Source organism: Nocardia sp. NPDC051052, assembly GCF_044456045.1.
Lineage (GTDB): Bacteria > Actinomycetota > Actinomycetes > Mycobacteriales > Mycobacteriaceae > Nocardia.
Window position 1 is genome coordinate 93,402 of record NZ_JBITFL010000002.1, and the last position, 15,984, is coordinate 109,385.

The 15,984-nt window shown below is 66.9% G+C and carries 15 protein-coding genes; 4 read left to right on the plus strand and 11 right to left on the minus strand.

Features of this window, described 5'->3' with window-relative positions; genetic code table 11:
- Nucleotides 1-67 precede the first annotated feature (67 nt).
- The 3 genes from ACIBCN_RS05495 to ACIBCN_RS05505 all read right to left on the minus strand — a co-directional run bounded on the left by ACIBCN_RS05495 (nt 68) and on the right by ACIBCN_RS05505 (nt 3,113).
- Complete coding sequence (locus ACIBCN_RS05495; protein WP_396990289.1) at nt 68-886, minus strand: LLM class flavin-dependent oxidoreductase; 819 nt, start codon at nt 884-886, stop codon at nt 68-70.
- A complete protein-coding gene (locus ACIBCN_RS05500; RefSeq protein WP_396990290.1) occupies nt 883-1,734 on the minus strand; it encodes an alpha/beta fold hydrolase in 852 nt (283 codons plus the stop codon). Before ACIBCN_RS05500 ends, ACIBCN_RS05495 begins: the two co-directional genes overlap by 4 nt.
- Nucleotides 1,735-1,877: 143 nt before the next feature.
- Nucleotides 1,878-3,113: a hypothetical protein gene (locus tag ACIBCN_RS05505; RefSeq protein ID WP_396990291.1), complete on the minus strand. Its 1,236-nt coding sequence runs from the start codon at nt 3,111-3,113 to the stop codon at nt 1,878-1,880.
- Between the two features lie 167 nt (nt 3,114-3,280).
- Here ACIBCN_RS05505 and ACIBCN_RS05510 point away from each other — a divergent pair, with 167 nt between their 5' ends.
- On the plus strand, nt 3,281-3,898 hold the full coding sequence (locus tag ACIBCN_RS05510; protein ID WP_396990292.1) for a TetR family transcriptional regulator: 618 nt from the start codon (nt 3,281-3,283) through the stop codon (nt 3,896-3,898).
- 45 nt (nt 3,899-3,943) lie between these two features.
- On the opposite strand, the gene ACIBCN_RS05515 is transcribed toward ACIBCN_RS05510, so the two are convergent.
- From ACIBCN_RS05515 to ACIBCN_RS05530, 4 genes are all read right to left on the minus strand, one after another.
- Entirely contained in the window at nt 3,944-5,248 is a 1,305-nt protein-coding gene (locus ACIBCN_RS05515; RefSeq protein WP_396990293.1) for an FAD-binding oxidoreductase, read from the minus strand.
- Nucleotides 5,249-5,457: 209 nt separating this feature from the next.
- A complete protein-coding gene (locus ACIBCN_RS05520; protein ID WP_396990294.1) occupies nt 5,458-5,847 on the minus strand; it encodes a VOC family protein in 390 nt (129 codons plus the stop codon).
- 156 nt (nt 5,848-6,003) lie between these two features.
- Complete coding sequence (locus ACIBCN_RS05525) at nt 6,004-7,170, minus strand: P1 family peptidase (protein ID WP_396990295.1); 1,167 nt, start codon at nt 7,168-7,170, stop codon at nt 6,004-6,006.
- A 5-nt stretch (nt 7,171-7,175) separates the two neighbouring features.
- On the minus strand, nt 7,176-7,793 hold the full coding sequence (locus ACIBCN_RS05530; protein WP_396990296.1) for a TetR/AcrR family transcriptional regulator: 618 nt from the start codon (nt 7,791-7,793) through the stop codon (nt 7,176-7,178).
- Nucleotides 7,794-7,909: 116 nt separating this feature from the next.
- On the opposite strand from ACIBCN_RS05530, the gene ACIBCN_RS05535 reads away from it, so the two are divergent.
- Nucleotides 7,910-9,319: an APC family permease gene (locus ACIBCN_RS05535; protein ID WP_396990297.1), complete on the plus strand. Its 1,410-nt coding sequence runs from the start codon at nt 7,910-7,912 to the stop codon at nt 9,317-9,319.
- Here the strand turns inward: ACIBCN_RS05535 and ACIBCN_RS05540 are convergent.
- The 4 genes from ACIBCN_RS05540 to ACIBCN_RS05555 form a co-directional block, all read right to left on the minus strand.
- A complete protein-coding gene (locus tag ACIBCN_RS05540; RefSeq protein ID WP_396990298.1) occupies nt 9,307-10,287 on the minus strand; it encodes a helix-turn-helix domain-containing protein in 981 nt (326 codons plus the stop codon). The genes ACIBCN_RS05535 and ACIBCN_RS05540 overlap by 13 nt on opposite strands.
- 244 nt (nt 10,288-10,531) lie before the next feature.
- Nucleotides 10,532-12,037 carry a sugar ABC transporter ATP-binding protein gene (locus tag ACIBCN_RS05545; protein ID WP_396990299.1) on the minus strand — a complete coding sequence of 502 codons (1,506 nt, stop codon included), beginning with the start codon at nt 12,035-12,037 and terminating at the stop codon, nt 10,532-10,534.
- Nucleotides 12,034-13,104 (minus strand): sugar ABC transporter substrate-binding protein, encoded by a 1,071-nt coding sequence (locus ACIBCN_RS05550; RefSeq protein WP_396990300.1) that lies wholly within the window; start codon nt 13,102-13,104, stop codon nt 12,034-12,036. The genes ACIBCN_RS05545 and ACIBCN_RS05550 overlap by 4 nt, the downstream gene beginning before the upstream one ends.
- 25 nt (nt 13,105-13,129) lie before the next feature.
- Nucleotides 13,130-14,170, minus strand: coding sequence for an ABC transporter permease (locus ACIBCN_RS05555; protein ID WP_396990301.1), 1,041 nt, complete (start codon nt 14,168-14,170; stop codon nt 13,130-13,132).
- A 173-nt stretch (nt 14,171-14,343) separates the two neighbouring features.
- Between ACIBCN_RS05555 and ACIBCN_RS05560 the strand changes: the two genes are divergently transcribed.
- Nucleotides 14,344-15,153 carry an SDR family NAD(P)-dependent oxidoreductase gene (locus ACIBCN_RS05560; protein ID WP_396990302.1) on the plus strand — a complete coding sequence of 270 codons (810 nt, stop codon included), beginning with the start codon at nt 14,344-14,346 and terminating at the stop codon, nt 15,151-15,153.
- A gap of 10 nt (nt 15,154-15,163) precedes the next feature.
- Nucleotides 15,164-15,973 (plus strand): MoaF C-terminal domain-containing protein, encoded by an 810-nt coding sequence (locus ACIBCN_RS05565; protein ID WP_396990303.1) that lies wholly within the window; start codon nt 15,164-15,166, stop codon nt 15,971-15,973.
- Nucleotides 15,974-15,984 lie beyond the last annotated feature (11 nt).

Genomic DNA, 15,984 nt, shown 5'->3' on the forward strand with positions numbered 1-15,984 from the left:
CGTGCCCTCAATTCCTCCGGCACCCGACCGAATATGCCTGCCACCGGGCGCGGTGGCAGGACGAGACTCACCGCTCGACCGGGCCGTCGCGGAGTACGCCCCGTACCTGGTCCAGCGAGACTGTTTCCGGTGCGAACTCCACCAGCCACCAGGTGGCGCCCGCCTTGACATAGGGCACCGGGTCGGTGCCGGACGCGCCGGTGGCGGCGATGTCGTACGGAGCCATCTGCCCCTGGCGCAGACCGGTAATGGTGGTGACGATTTCCGCGAGCTGATCCGGGTGATCGAGATTGACCGGAACGAAGCCGTCATGGCGCGCGGCACGGCGCACCGGCTTGATATTGCCGGGAAACCCCGCGACCCACACCGGCACGCCAGGACGCTGAATCGGCTTGGGCAGGAAGGTGATTCCGTCGACGGTGTAGTGCTCACCGTGGTGATGCACCGGCTCACCGGACCACGCGGCGGTCAGAATCTCCAGCGACTCGTCGAGCATCTGCCCGCGCCGCCGATCGTCGAGTTCCTCACCGGTCGCACGCAACTCGCCGGCGAAACGATCGCTGCCGAGACCGACACCGAGCGTGAGCCGGCCGCCGCCGAGCCGGTCCAGCGTCGCGGTTTCCTTGGCCACCTTGGCAGGTCGGCGCCGGGGCAGCGGTGTGACCATGGGCCCGAATCGGAGGCGTTCGGTGGCGGTGGCGATCGCGGCGAGGGTGATCCACGGGTCGGCCGCCTGCCTGACCGGCGCCCGCCAGCGCAGGTGGTCCCAGACGAAAACGCCGTGCCAGCCTGCCTCTTCGGCTTCGGCGGCCAGGCGTGCGACCAGCACGGGGTCAGCGAGCTCGTCGAAGATCGGCAACCAGAGCGCCGACTGCAGCCGGGTCATGATCGACCGTCCGCGGTGTGCTGGAGCAGCGCCGGGACGAACACGTCCCACAGCGGCTTCGGCAGGTCGTGCCCGGCGCCCTCCAGGATCAACAGCGTCGCGCCGGGAATCGCGGCACGCACCGAATGTCCGTGCGGGAGTGGCAAAAGCGGGTCATGGTCGCCGTGCACAACCAGTGTCGGCGCCTTGACGGCGGCGAAGTCGCGGGACGCTCCGTCGAAGCTCACCGCGTAGTGGTTGCCGAGGGTGGCCGCGATGTCACGTGCGCGGGCCACGTCCCGCTCGACCAGCGTGCGCGTGGCGGCCTCGTCGAAATAGGGCGAGCCGCCCGAACACGCCTTTACCGACGCGACAATGTATTCCACCACCGCGCCGGAGTCGGCGAGGTCCGGTTCGGCGGGGATACTGCTGGCGAGCTCGCTGGATGACGACGGCAGTCCCTCCGCACCCGTGGAGGTGGAGACGAATGTCAGTGATGCCACCCGGTCTGGGTGGTCCACCCCGAGGAGAAGCCCGATGCCACCGGCCATGGACCGGCAAACAATATGTGCGCGTTCGGCATTCAAGGCATCCAGGATGCCGAGCGCGTCCCCGGCCAAGTCGGTCAACGCATAGCCCGGCTGCCCGGGCGGGTAGCTGGTGGATCTGCCGGTGTCCCGGTTGTCGTAGCGGATCACGTACCGGTCGCCGCGCGCGATCTGTTCACACAGCTCTGTTTCCCACCACAGCATCGAGGCAGTGGCGCCATCGATGAACAGGATCGCCGGGTTCGCGGGATTGCCGAAGGTCTCGACGCAAAGCTCGACATCGTTGAGGTGGACGAGCTTCTCGCCGTTGGAAAGGTTCATGAATGCCACGCTAGGCCAACGACTTCATCGTAAAAAGCGATAATTTGCGATCAACTCAATCGCGATCAACGATGTCAATCGCCCGCAGACAAGATCGCCGAGCGACCCGAACGAGTGCGCTCGACGACCTTGCTCGCGATGGCCTACTGAGCGAGCCGGGCCAAGGCGTGGAGATGCTCGGCGAGGAGCCGACTCTCTTCGGACGGCTGCGCCGTCGTGTCGATGGTGAGCTGGCCGGCGTAGGTCGTAATGACATGGGGCACAATGGATGCGATGGGGCTGCTCGGCACAATGGGGTAGAAGTCTTCGATGACGAGGTCGGCGGGAGCCGACAAGGGCGGGATGACTCCCCAGTTCGTCGACATCACGACCGTCGACAGCAGCGCTTCGAGGGTGGCGGCATCCGGCTGGCCGACGGTGGCGGCATCCGGTTGGTCGAGGGTCGGCATGAACGCGGAACTTCCGGCGAAGATCGCACCGGTGGCGATTTCTTCTCGAAGTCGGCCGGTGATCGCACGGGCCAGTGCGAGGAGGTCGTCTCCGGCACGCGGATCGGCCACGAAATGAGCCATGCTCAGCACATTGGTTCCCTCCGGGTACCCGACGCGCGGAGTGAGTCTAGCGCGCAGGTCGACGACGTACGTGTAGTTGAGGGTCTCGATGTCGACGCCGCGGCTTTGTGCAATGCCGGCCAGCAACGCGGCGGAGACCAGCCCATTGATCGTGGTCCCCGCGCCACGTCCGGTAGCGCGGAGTGCGGCGGTCTCGTTGGCGGACAAGCGAATACGACTACCCTCGGACGAGCCCGGAGAGGTTTTGACGTCGGCCAAGGCGCCGAACATCTCGTCGCCTGGCAGCGCGAGCGAACCCATGCCGATGCCACGCTCATCGAGTAGGTACTCGAGTGAATGCGGGTAGTCGTGGCGCTGCGGCGCGATCCGCACGTCGCCGACGCAGGCGGTGTAGAGGCTCCACAGCTCGGCGAGCAGGTACAGCGAGTGGTGACCATCCGCGATGGCGTGATGGGTCAGCAAAGTGACCGTGGCCGTGTCATCGCTCCCGCGCACCGTATGAATTGCCGCAGCATGATCATCCAGGTCTGGCAGTCCGAACAAGGGGTCGTCGATGCAACCGGCCACCTCATCGATCATCGCGGGGAGTTCCGGCGCGGCCTCGATAGACGGCTGGCTCGTGTCGTCGAGCACCAGCCGGGCGGACAGGATCGGGTAAACCTGGCGCAGAATGGCGAACGCCTGCACCAGCGCGGCCGAGTCGAGCGTGCCGCGAACCCGCGTGGCATACCCCACGTAGAGCCCGAACCGGAAATGCAGCACCTCGCTCGGCGCGAGCGGGCGAACCAACAGTTGTGACGCGGTCATGACTTGACTCCTTCGACTTCACCGGGATAGAGAAGCCTGAGACCGGCCCGTAACAGCGCTGGTAAGGGGAGGTCGGCTACCCCCAGGCTAAGCACAAATGGCAGACTCTGCCATAGTGGCAATGTCCGCCATGATGGTAATTTCTGCCACTTTGTTAGGCTGGAGTGATGCAGCACACAGACGCCTCCGAGCAGCGCCGCGGGCCGGATCTGCGGGCACGCCGACGACGGCAGACCAAGCTGGAGATCCATCTGGCCGCGGTGACGCTGGCCGCCGAGCGCGGCGCGGACCAGGTCACCGTCGACGACATCGCCGCGGGTGCCGGCGTCTCGGCGCGCACGTTCTTCCGATACTTCGCCACCAGGGACAGTGCGCTCGTCTACGACCGGTGGGGATTCAGCAACGCCCTCGAGGAGGTGTTCGCGCGAATGGATCCGCACAAGGTGCGCATGCGCGATGTAGAGCAGGCTTTCGGCAGCGTGCTGGCAACACTCGACGAGGACCCGAACGTCGGCACGTCCGTGCGCATGTACGAGACCATCACGTCATCGCCGCAGCTGATGGCGGTGGCAACCGCCGCGACAAACGCACAGACCGACGGATTGCTCGCGACGATTCCCGCCACGGAACGCTCACGGATACGGCTCCTGCTCGCCGTCGCCAGCGCGGTCCTGTTCACCACCTTCACCGAGTGGATCGAATCCGGTTCGCCCACCGGCGTTTCCAACGCTCCGTCGGCACTCTCCTGTTATCGGCGCCTCTGCGCCGAGCTCAAGACGCTCTGAGCGGACGGGCCCGCCGCAGAGTGTCTGCGACGGCCCCCCGATCACTCAGCCATGCACCGGGAAATTGGCACGGATGACACCGTGCGGATCCCGGTCCTGCTTGATACTCCGTAGCCGCGCAAGGGTTTCCGAGTCGAAGGCCGCGGCGGCCGACTCGCCGGGTGCGAGGAAGGTGTAGGGCTTGGCTCCGGTGATGTGCGGGCCGAGCGCGTCGAGGATCTCGCCGAATCGGGCCCGGACCGCATTGCCCGGGTCCGGCAGGCCGAGCAGGTAGAGCGCGTACGGTTCGCTGACCGAGCCGCGGGCGCCATCGCCGGGTCGGTCCTCGGCGAGGGCACCACCGAGACCGCGGAGCTGGATGTTCAGCAGCGGTGCGGTCGGCGCGTCGATGACCGTCTTCACCACCGCGTCACCGAGATCGGTGAGCAGCTCGCCACGCGAGAGCGACGGGCTCGGGTCGGTGGGCTCGGCGGTGATCTTGCCGATCTCCGCCGGGGTCAGCGCGCCTCTGGTATCGGCGAGGACACCGTCGATGGTGTCGAGCCGACGGGTCAGCTCGCGGCCTTCGCTCGGATCACCGAGGTAGGCGAAGTCGAGGGCGACGGTCGGCGCGAGGCCGGGAATCTGGTAGCGCTGCAACCAAACCGACAGCTCGGCGGGAGCATCGGCGGTGAGTTCGGTGAACAGGTCGAACGCCTCGCGAGTGCGTTCGGCGGACCACATCACCCGACCGCCGTACAGCTGCGGCAGCGGGAACAGGTCGAACTCGATGTCGGTGACGATCGCGAAATCGCCGCCGCCACCCCGCAGCGCCCAGAACAGCTCCGGATCGGTATCGGCGGTGACCCGGGCCCGCTGTCCGGCGGCGTCGACGATCTCGAAGGCGCGGACCGCGTTGGCGGCCCAGCCGTACTTGCGGGCGAACCAGCCGACGCCGCCGCCGAGGGTGTAGCCGGTCACGCCGACCACCGGATTGCTACCGGCTAGTCCAGTCAACCCATGCACGGCCGCCGCGGTCTGCACCGCGCCCCACTGCACACCGGTGCCGACCCGCGCCACCCGTCGCTCGGCATCGATCTCGAGGCGGTTCAGTGCGCCGGTACGAACCAGAATCGCGTTGTCGATATCGCCCGTCGCGCCATGCCCGGTCGGCTGCGTTACGACCTGACGGCCCGCTCGGCCCGCATACTGCAACACATCCGCGACGTCCTGCGCATCAGCGACCTCGACGACCGCCGCGACCGTTTGCGCCACAGCAACATTCCACGGCCGCGCCGCCTGCTCGAACCCGGCGTCGCCCGGCAGCAGCACGCTCGCGCGGATCGCGCTGCGTAGTTCCTCGATACCCATGTGCTTCTGTCCTCACTCAATGTTGCCCAAGTCGTTGCTGCATGTATGACGAAAGGCAGCAAGCAAGTGTGACATCGGGTCGGAAAGAGGCGGTCGCGATGATGCCCTCGGCCATGATCTGTACGGGCGGGCGTCCTCGATCAATTCCGGGTTGCCGAGCGGACGAGATTGCCCGCCGAATCCGTGCCTCCGTGGGCTGACCGCGCCGATCACGTCCACTCGGTGAGACGGACAATAAGCCCGTTCGGATCCCTCATCTGAAAGTACCGCTCGCCCGACGTCCCGCCCCATTTCGAGAATTCGAGTGGCGTCGCGATCTCGATGCCCGCTTGTTGTATTCGCGCATATTCGGTCTCGACGTCGTCGACGACCAGCACGATGATCATCCCTTTCCTCAGCGCACCCGCCACCGATTCCGGTCGGAAGTCCGGCAGACCGACGCGCAGAAACGCTATGTGCAAACCTGATTCGGCCGAGAAGACGACGGCAAGGCCATCATCGGAAATCGCGTCCGTGAAACCGAGATGGTGCACCAAGAAATCCGCCGAAGCGTCCGGATCAGGGACGTTGACCATTATCGCGCCGCCGAGGACGTTCAACCTATCGCCTTCCCTTCGGGTCAGCCCCCGCCTCTACCCATCGGCCGAAGCCCGTTCTAGCCTGTCGAGGTTGGAGCTGAAACTTTCCGGGCCGATGGGCCGTACATGCCGTTTCGAACGCAGTCTGTTTCTCGTTATACAGCATGCACCCGAAATTCAATGGACCAGCAGGGCCTTCAATTGGTCGTGTGGCAGGGCAGGCGAGTAGTGGCCGTCCCGGCCGGTCATCGAGGTATTGACGATAAGAGCATTCAACACGGCCTCTTCGACCGCTTCGACGACCGCGGCATACATCGAATCCATCCGGTTCCACGGCACGCGGGCGGCGGTCACCAGGTCGGCGGCGGTCGGCTCGCCGATCGGGAAACCGGTGTCGGAGGGCCGATCTGCCGCGGTGCTGAAGGTCAGGAACAGGTCGCCGGAGAAGAGGCTGCCGGTGGTGCCGGTGCGGGCCAGTCCGAAGGGGACGCGGCGGGCCATGGCGGTGCATTGCAACGGGTCCAGCGGGGCGTCGGTCGCGACGACGACGATGACCGAACCGGCGCCGCCGGGCGCGGCAGGCGTGCGGTCGGGTGCGGTGCCCCAGTCGGTGGATTCCATCGGGTTGCCCACCTCGAGCTGAGCGCCGACGCGCTGTCCGCGGATCGTCAGTTCGTGCCGGGAGCCGAAATTCGCCTGTAGGAACACTCCGACGGTGTAGGTGCGCGACCCGAACTCGACCAGTCGTGACGCGGTGCCGCTGCCACCCTTGAAGGCGTAGCAGTTCATCCCGGTGCCGCCACCGGCCGAGCCCTCGGCGAGAGGTCCGCTACCGGCCGAATCCAGTGCGGCGACAACGAGTTCCGGCGTGACATGGCCGCCGTTGATGTCGTTGAGGTACCCGTCCCAGGTTTCGGCACAGACCGGGAGCAGCCACTCCCTGGCGAGCACCGGATCGGTCTTGTTGATCCACTGGATGGCGCCGGTATGGCAGGCGCCGATGGCATGGGTGTTGGAGATCGTGACGGGCATCGACAGCTGACCGACCTCGTCGATCCATGCGGTGCCGGTCATTTCGCCGTTTCCGTTGAGCGAATAACGCCCCGCGGCGCACGGCCGCCCGACCCCGGATCGCCCGCGCGGCAGAATCGCCGTCACGCCGGTGCGCACCGGACCCGCGCCCACCCGCAACGGGCCATCCCCTGCGATCAGCGTCTGATATCCCACCTCGATGCCGGCCACATCGGTGATGGCGTTCCAAGGACCAGGCGTGCCGCCGGGCGCGATGCCGAGGGCTCGTGCCCGCGGACGTCCATCAGGGGAAAACGATCGGTGCTCCGGCATCGGGCTCATCCTTCGGGTGTCGTGATGTCGAGGCAGTGCGTGGCGGTCCGCGCATAGGCGCAGATCAATTCGGCGGCACGGGCTTTCGTGATCGACCGGTTCCGGCTGACGATGTGCAGGCCGTAGGCATCCTCCAGCGCAACGAGATTCGCGGCGACATCCAGGATCGGCGCGTCGACGGTGAAGTGTCCCTGGGCGATTCCCACTTCCAGTGCGCTCATATACACCGCGACCTGTTGCTCGAACAGCGCGGTGATCAGGTCACCGTGCTCGGCGCCGACGCTGCGATAGGCGGCCAGCCGATACAGCGCGACGACCAGTTCGTCGGCCGCCGAGGCGGGCAGTCCCGCCCAGATCAACGCGCCGATCTTCGCGCGGGCGTCGGTGATCGTGGCGACCATGGCCAGCCGGCCGCCGAAGAACCGGTCGCTGGCCTCGCGATGGACCTCGCGCATCAGGTTGTCGAGATCGTCGAAGTAGTAGTGCACCGTCGCGGGCGACACCCCCGCGAACTCGGCGACCTCACGGATCTTGAGCTTGCCGACGCCACGGTCGGACACCGCGCTCAGCGCCGCGTCGAGTATCACCCGGCGGGCCCGCTCCTGATCCTTCCGGCGTGCCATCCGCCCCTCCTGTTGCCTCATGTTGATGATGAATTAATCGACCGTAACGTGGAAAACCGAACCTTCACAGCAACTTTAGGCCATTCTTTGACTGTACATCAAAGAAAGGACCGGCCATGGCGACCCAGACCACCGGCCAGACTGCCGACGACGACCATCAACAACCCCGCTACCGCCAACAGCTCTCGCGAGCGCTCGGCATGGGGGAAAACATCCTCATCACGCTGTCGTCGGTGACGCCGGCCTCGAGCGTGTTCATCATCATTCCGTCGATTCTGTTGGCGGCGGGCGGCGCGTCGGTGCTCACGCTGGCCATCGCGGCGGTGGCATCGGTATTCATCGGACTCTGCTACGCCGAGCTCTCGGCGACCTTCCCGATCACCGGCGGCGAATACACCTGGGCCGCACGACTACTCGGCCGCCCGATCGGGTTCGCCCTCTTCGCACTGACGCTGGTGAACGGCGTGCTGATCATCTCGGTCATCGCCCTCGGCACCGGCGACTATCTCGGCGTGGCAATACCCCAGCTCGGCGGCAAATGGGTCGGCATCGCCGTCATCGTGGTGACGACCGGCATCGCGGTGCTCAACATCAAGGCCAACGCCTGGGTCACCGGGGTTTTCCTGTGTATCGAGATCGCGGCGATCGCGGTCTTGGTGTTCCTCGGATTCGCCAATGTCCAACGCGGACCGTCGGAATGGTTCCACGCGATCACGATGTCCGACAGCGGCTCGACCTCGGTCGGCGCCGGCGCGCTGGCCGCCCTCATCCCGGTGGCACTGTTCGGCTACAACGGCTACGGCGCCGCGGTCTACTACGCCGAGGAAACCAAGAACGCGACGCGCACCATCGGCCGCGTGATCATGGTCTGCCTGGCCGCCACCGTCGCCATCGAGATCCTGCCGCTGGCCGCCGTCGTCCTCGGCGCACCGTCGATGACCGACCTACTGACCAGCCCGGCACCGATGAACTACTTCCTGACCGCGCGCGGCGGATCCGCGGTGAACACCCTGGTCAGCGTCGGCATCGCGATCGCCATCGTCAACGCGGTGATCGCGATCATCCTGCAGATATCCCGGCTGCTGTTCGCCTCGGCCCGCGATCGCAGCTGGCCCGACCCGATCGATCGCGCGCTGGCCGGTGTGCACCCGCGCTGGCACACACCGGTGGTCGCCACCCTCGTGGTCGGCGCGCTGGCCGCCGTCGCGGCGACAGTATTGCCCCTGTCCTGGTTGATCACCGCGACCGGCGCGGGACTGGTCATGGTGTATCTGTTCGTCGCGCTGGCCGCGTTCCGGGTGCGGAGCCGTCCCTCCTCGGGCGGCTACCGAATGCCGCTGTGGCCGCTGCCGCCGATCATCGTCGTCGCCGCCATGGGCTACGCGGGGTACAGCGTTGTCGACGCCTCCTGGCAGCAGATGGTGGTCGCGATCGCCGCGATGCTCGTCGGCAGCGCCTACTACTTGATCTACCTCCGTCCACGCCCGGACCGCTGGAAGCTGCCCGATCCCATTCAGGAGTCGTGAGGCGAAGCCGAGACCGGTTGCGCGCGTTGCGCGCACCGGTACTCGTGCGGGCTGAGCCCGTAGGCGGCGCGGAAGGTCCGGCTGAAGTGCGCGGGATCGGGGAACCCCCAGCGCGCGGCAATGGCGGCGATGGACCGGTCGCGGCGCAGCGGGTCGCGCAGGTCGCGGCGGCAACGTTCCAGGCGTCGCTCCCGAATCCAGCCCGCGACGGTGATCGACTGCTCGTGAAAGAGCTTGTGCAAGTACCGAGTTGAGATGTAGTGCACGGTGGCGATGCGCTGCGGCGAAAGATCGCCGTCGCCGAGGTGTCCTTCGATGTACGACATAACCTGTGCGGTCAGCGGACGCCGCACCGCGGTCCGGGTCGAGGCGGGCAGGTCCAGACGTCCGGCCAGCACGGTGACGAGCAGATCAACGATGTTGTCGGCCAAGCGCGTTTCGGCCGGACCGGCCACCTCGTCGAGATGGCAGGCCAGTTCGCGCAACAGCATCGACAACAGCGCGCCCGCACCGTGATCGCCGGGCACCCGGCGCGCGGTGACAGCCGCGATCCGATCCTCGGGTAAGCACAGCAGCCGTCGCGGCAGCATCAGCACCAGCTGCCGGTAGGGTCCGTCGAACGCCATGGAGTAGGGGCGACTAGTGTCGTAGATCGCGAAATCTCCCTCAGCCAAACGAGTTTCGCGATCATCCTGGGTAAGCAGACAATGCCCGTGCAACTGCACGCCCAGCTTGTAACACTCCGGATCCGAACGCGCGATCAACGCGGGCGTCCGGTGCACCAGGTGCGGCGTAGCCCCCACCTCGGTCACCTGCAACGCCCCCAGTGCAACGCTACGCAACCGGCCGTCAAAGGGTTCGCCACCAACACGTTCCACCTGCAGCGGCACAAAGGTATGCGAGACCGCATCACGAAAGCTGTCGAACCGGTCCACCCGCGAGACCCGCGGCGGAATCGCCACCGCCATGTGCCCTCCTCGATGATGTGGCACCGTCAGTCAACGATCATATACGATTTCGTACCTGAGATTCTATAAACCCGCCCCCGGCAGACGAACCCGAACCCGCGAGCCGGTACCTACCAAAATCCGCACTCAGTCTCGGGATCCGCACTGAGAATCTGGCCTGAGAATCTGATCCTAAAGCCAGTGCGGGTCCCGAGAGAGAGTGCGGATTCTGCTGTCGCCGTGGCTGACTGCGCGCGTGGCGCGGTCAGGTGGTACCGGTGTTCATGGCGTGCAGCATCGTGTGGGGATCGAGGCACTCCCCTGCTAGGGTCGCGCACAACCGGCCTCGGTACATCACCAGCACCCGGTCGCAGAGTGCCGCGAGCTCCTCGAGGTCGGTCGAACACAACAGCACCACCGTGTTCGCGGCCGCGGCGCGCAACAGGGCGTGGATCTCGGCCTTGCCGCCGACATCCACGCCTCGGGTGGGGTCATCGAGGAGCAGCACGGTCGGCTCGGCGGCGAGCCATTTGGCGAGTACGACTTTCTGCTGGTTGCCGCCCGACAGGAGTCCGCAGGGTAGGTCTACGTCGGCGGTGCGGATGCGTAACCGAGACACCAGTTCGCGTGCGCGGGTTCGCAATCGGCCGGGTGTCAGTAGCGCACCGTCGCGAGCCAGTGCCACCGACCGGATTTGGGCCATGTTCTCCCACACCGGCTTGTCGAGCATCAGCCCGATGCGCCGGCGATCACCGGATACCAGTGCGACTCCGGCGGCGATCGCCGCTCGGAGACCGGATGGGCCGGATCGGCCGTCCGGCAGAATGATTCGGCCAGCGCTGGGTGAGCATAGACCGGCAATGACTTCGAGGATCGCGCTGTGTCCTGAGCCGACCAGTCCGGCGACGCCGACGATTTCCCCTGGCTCGGCGGTGAATTGGAGCCCGTGTAATCGGCCGGGCACCTCGATGTCCTGTACTCGCAGCCCGCCGGCGAGCCGATCGGATGGCCGCGCCACCGCGACGTCGGCTGTGGTGGTGGACCGCTCGCCGAGCATGGCGGTCACCACTCGATCCATGTCCAGCTCGGCGCGCGGCATCGCCGAGAGGACCGTGCGCCCGTCGCGCAGTACGGTGATCTCGTCACACAGCGCCATGGCCTCCTCCAGGATGTGCGAGACGAACACCACCGCGACGCGCCGTTCCCGCAGTACCCGAACGATATTCAGCAAGCGGCGGGTGCCGATCTCGTCCAGTGCCGAGGTCGGCTCGTCCAGGATCAGTACCCGCGGCTCGGTGATCAGTGCCTTGGCGATCTCCACCAGCTGACGTTGCGCCAGCGACAAGGTGCCGAGCTCACGGCGCACGTCGACGTCGAGACCCAATCGGGCCAGCACCGGCTCGGCGCGCGCGACCATGGCGGCCCGGTGCCGGAACGGCCCGCGGGTGGGTTCGCGCATCGGATACAGGTTGGCCAGCACATCGAGGTCGGGGAACAGGTTCAATTCCTGCGACACCACCGCCACACCATGCCGGGCGGCGTGGGCGGTCGAGCTGAACGACACCGGGTGACCGCCGAGCCGCAGGCTGCCGCGATCGGGGGCCACCGCGCCGGACACCACCTTGATCAAAGTGGACTTGCCGGCGCCGTTCTCGCCGAGCAGCGCGTGCACCGAGCCCTCGCGTACGGTCAGTTCGGCGTCGCGCAGGGCGGTCACGCCGCCGTAGGCTTTGCCGACGCCGCTGACCTCGAGCATTGGCGCACCGGTCATTTCGCGTCTGCCAATGGCCGCAGGTAACTCCCGGGGTCGGCGAGTTGCCGGGTGGCCGCGGCGGCGAACCACTGACGTCTGCTCTGGTCGTTCTGCTGGCGGGCGACGATGTCAGCGATATTGGCGGCGTTGATGATCAACCCGCCGGGGTTCCACCAGCCCTGGGTCAACGGTTTGCCGGTGCGGGCGTGCTCGGCGAGCAACCGAATCGCGATGTAGCCCTTGAGCCAATGCTCCGGCGAGGCGAGCGCGGCGACGTAACCGTCCTTTACCCCGAGCAACGCCTGCGCGTCGGGATCGCAGGACCCGACCAGCATCCGGCGGCCGGTGTTCTTCTGAATCAGGGCCAGCGACACCGCATCTGATGCGCCCGCACCGAGGTAGGCGACCGCGTCCGGATGCGCCTTCACCGTGTTGTTCCATTTGTTGTAGTTGTCGGTGGGTTCGGAGCCGGTGTCGAACGGCCCGATCACGGTCAATTGCGGACGTTGCTCTTGCAGAACGGCTTTCATGCCGTCCAAGCGCTGACTCAGCAGAGCCAGCCCGGGGATGTCGTTGCCGAGCACTACCTCTCCGGCGGTGCCGACCGGAATCTGTTTGATGATTTCGGTGGCGAGGCCGCGACCGAGTTCGGTGTTGTCGTTGCCGACATACAGTTCCACTTTCGCGCCCGCAGGCGGCACGGTGTCGACGGTGGCGAGCGGAACCCCGGCGGCGGCGGCCTGCTGGAGCGGGCGCACGAACAGATCCGGGGTCAGCGTCTCCATCGCGACCCCGTCACGCGCGGTGCGCACCGCGGCCTGGAACTGCGAAACCTCTTGCGGGCCATTGATCGACGGCGGCGCGGTTTCGTTCAGATCCACATCCCCGGCGTCGGCGGCACCGGCCGCGGCACCTAACGCCATCTCCTGGAAGGGATTCTGCGACGTGGTGGCGTAGACGAACGCCAGACGCAGCGTGCCGCTCTTCGGGCCACCACTACTGCCGGTGCCACCGCTGCCGCACGCGACCAGTACCAGCGCACAGCACGCGACCGCGCCACGCATCCACTTGTTCTGTCGATTCATCACGATGTCCTTCGAAAGATGTTCGCTAGAGCCCGAATTCGGAGCGTTTAGCGCGGCGGCGGCTACGGAGCAGACTGTCGATGGCCACCGCGATCAGTACGACGACACCACTCGCGAACGCGCTCCAGTTCACCGGAATGTCGAAATACACCAGCCCGCTGGACACCACGCTCAGCAGCACCGCGCCCGCGACCGCACCGACGACCGTCGCGCTGCCACCGCGCAGCGGCGTGCCGCCGATCACCGCGGCCGCGATGGCCTGCAACTCGAACCCGGTGCCGACATTGGGATCACCCGAGGTGAAGAACGCCAGCCCGAGCACCCCGGCCAGCCCGCACAGCGCACCGACACCCATCAGCACCAGCAGCCGCGTCCGGCCCGTCGAGATGCCCGAGAACCGGGCCGCTTCCGGGTTGGACCCGATGGATCGGACCCGATAGCCGAACGGTGTCAGGCGAAGCACGACGGTGAGCACCGCGGTGACCACGAGCAACACCCACACGCTCACCGGCAGTCCGAGCCGATCACCGCCGGTCACCGTGAAAAACGAACTCTCCAAAGGTAATCCGTTGACCTGCTGACCGTTGCTCCACGCCGCCGCAAGACCGCGATAGACCTGCATGGTCGCCAACGTCGCGACAATCGCCGGTATCGCGATCACCTGCACGACCAGCGCGTTGACCAGTCCGAGCAAGGCGCCGAACACGATCGCCGCACCCGCCGCCAGCCACGGGTTGAGCCCCGATCGCATCAGCACCGCCGCGGTGATCAGCGACAACGCGAACCCGGCCCCCACAGACAGGTCGATCTCCCGCATGGCCAGCAGAAACGCCATCCCGGCGGCGAGCAGCGCAACGTACACCGAACTCTGCAGGACGTCCCGAATCTGCCCGGCGCTCACGAAGTCTGGATGCAGCACCCCGATCAGCACCACCAGGGCAACCGTCGCCAGCAGGACACTGTTGGACTCGGCGTGCAACATCCGCCGCGCCAAAGGTGCCAAACCGGCGGGGGCGGTAGCGGGCCGGGCTGCCGGTTCACGCTGTTCGGTGTCATTGGCCGTCACGATCGCGTTCCTGTCGTCGAATGTGCGAACCAGCTTCCGGCACCGCGGCCCCAGATCCCTTGTCCCTGCGTGCACAGTCCTTGTCCGCCAGAACACCCGGCTGAGGCAGCGCTCGAATTCGCCGGTTCGCGCCGGATACCGTCGGCGCCACCACAGCGATGCGGAGATCCGGCATGGATATGACGAAACGATTGGCGGGCCAGGTCGCCCTGATCACCGGCGGCGGCACCGGTATCGGCGCGGCCGCCGCCCGGCGACTGGTCGCGGAGGGTGCGGCGGTGGTGCTGAGTGGCCGGCGGCGTGCACCGTTGGACGCGGTGGCCGCCGAGCTGGGCGACGCGGCCCTCGTCGCGGCGGGCGACGCCGCGAACACCGCCGATGTCGAGCGGATGGTGGCCGCCGCGATCGATCGCTACGACCGACTCGACATGGTGGTCGCCAACGCGGGCGGACACGGGCTCGGCACGGTAGGCGACACCGCCGACGATGACTGGCAGCTCGCCATGCAGACCAACGTGACCACCGCGTTCGTGACCGTGCGCACCGCGTTACCGCACCTGCGTGAGCGGGGTGGCTCGGTCGTCGTGGTGTCGTCGCTGGCCGGGTTGTTCGCCGGGCCGGCGGTGGCCGGTTACGTCACCGCCAAGCACGCGTTGATCGGACTGACCAAGTCACTGGCCCGCGACTACGGCCGCGACGGCATCCGAGTGAACGCGCTGTGCCCGGGCTGGGTGCGTACCGCCATGGCCGACGAGCAGATGGATGTCCTTGCCGCCCAACGCGGTATCGATCGCGACGCCGCCTACCGGTTGGTCACCCGCGACACGCCGTTGGGCAGGCCGGTGGAGCCGGCGGAGATCGCCACCATCATCGCCTTCCTGCTGTCCGCGGATTCCGCGGCGATGACGGGATCCGTGGTGACCGCCGATGCCGGCGCTTCCGCGGTCGACCTGCCCACGATCGCGTTCGCGCCCAACGATTGAGGAGACACCGATGGCCGAAGACCCCACCGCAGTACAGGATTGGGCCTCCCCCGCCGATTGGAAGGAGATGGACGACTTCGCCGCCGGCATCGACGGCAACCGGATACCGCCCACCGATCGGCTGAAAGACCAACGGTGGCTGCTGCGCCGGTCCGACGAGGTGGTGGCCGAATTGCGGTTCCAGTCCGCCGAGCAGGTGCACTGGACGCGCGGCGCGAGTTCCGGCACCGACTGGTATCAGGCGATCGAGGTCTCCCCCGACGTATTCTTTCTCGACCAGACCTTCGCCGACCGGCCGCGCGTCAGCGAGGTCACGGTGCTGCACCTGCCGACGGCGCGCACCGTGACGATCGAATCGACGATCGCCGAGCAACCGACCCCCGGTGTCCCCCAGGTGTCGCAGCGGTTCTTCGCCGGCGTCATCGACACCGGTCGCGCCCCGAGCGGCGAAATCCCCGGACCCACCCGCGACCTCATCGGCTGGCGCGCCCTCTACCGATACAGCCCGAATCATCTCTACGAGCACCTCTACCTGAGCTCCGAACGCTACTGCTGGCAATGCCTGGTCGGTGAGCAGCGCGGCCACGGCGACGTGGACCTGACCACCACCTGGAAACTCGCGGACGACTTCTACGTCTTCACCTTCCGCGAGTTCCTGATCCCGGTCGCCGCGACCTGGCTCTACGACCTCGGCGCATTGCGTTCCACCGGAAAGTTTTTCGGCATCGGCAAGGGCGGCGCGGTGCGCAACGCACCGGGCGGCGCCCACATCACCAGCCTCGGCCGCGTGCAGTATCCCCAAGACGGACAACCGATTTGAAGGAGACCAAC

What these genes read in the sequence shown, in the direction of transcription:
- ACIBCN_RS05495 (WP_396990289.1), bottom strand. Translation starts at nt 886, where the DNA reads ATGACCCGGCTGCAGTCGGCGCTCTGGTTGCCGATCTTCGACGAGCTC.
- ACIBCN_RS05500 (WP_396990290.1), bottom strand. Translation starts at nt 1,734, where the DNA reads ATGAACCTTTCCAACGGCGAGAAGCTCGTCCACCTCAACGATGTCGAG.
- ACIBCN_RS05505 (WP_396990291.1), bottom strand. Translation starts at nt 3,113, where the DNA reads ATGACCGCGTCACAACTGTTGGTTCGCCCGCTCGCGCCGAGCGAGGTG.
- ACIBCN_RS05510 (WP_396990292.1), top strand. Translation starts at nt 3,281, where the DNA reads ATGCAGCACACAGACGCCTCCGAGCAGCGCCGCGGGCCGGATCTGCGG.
- ACIBCN_RS05515 (WP_396990293.1), bottom strand. Translation starts at nt 5,248, where the DNA reads ATGGGTATCGAGGAACTACGCAGCGCGATCCGCGCGAGCGTGCTGCTG.
- ACIBCN_RS05525 (WP_396990295.1), bottom strand. Translation starts at nt 7,170, where the DNA reads ATGCCGGAGCACCGATCGTTTTCCCCTGATGGACGTCCGCGGGCACGA.
- ACIBCN_RS05530 (WP_396990296.1), bottom strand. Translation starts at nt 7,793, where the DNA reads ATGGCACGCCGGAAGGATCAGGAGCGGGCCCGCCGGGTGATACTCGAC.
- ACIBCN_RS05535 (WP_396990297.1), top strand. Translation starts at nt 7,910, where the DNA reads ATGGCGACCCAGACCACCGGCCAGACTGCCGACGACGACCATCAACAA.
- ACIBCN_RS05540 (WP_396990298.1), bottom strand. Translation starts at nt 10,287, where the DNA reads ATGGCGGTGGCGATTCCGCCGCGGGTCTCGCGGGTGGACCGGTTCGAC.
- ACIBCN_RS05545 (WP_396990299.1), bottom strand. Translation starts at nt 12,037, where the DNA reads ATGACCGGTGCGCCAATGCTCGAGGTCAGCGGCGTCGGCAAAGCCTAC.
- ACIBCN_RS05550 (WP_396990300.1), bottom strand. Translation starts at nt 13,104, where the DNA reads ATGAATCGACAGAACAAGTGGATGCGTGGCGCGGTCGCGTGCTGTGCG.
- ACIBCN_RS05560 (WP_396990302.1), top strand. Translation starts at nt 14,344, where the DNA reads ATGGATATGACGAAACGATTGGCGGGCCAGGTCGCCCTGATCACCGGC.
- ACIBCN_RS05565 (WP_396990303.1), top strand. Translation starts at nt 15,164, where the DNA reads ATGGCCGAAGACCCCACCGCAGTACAGGATTGGGCCTCCCCCGCCGAT.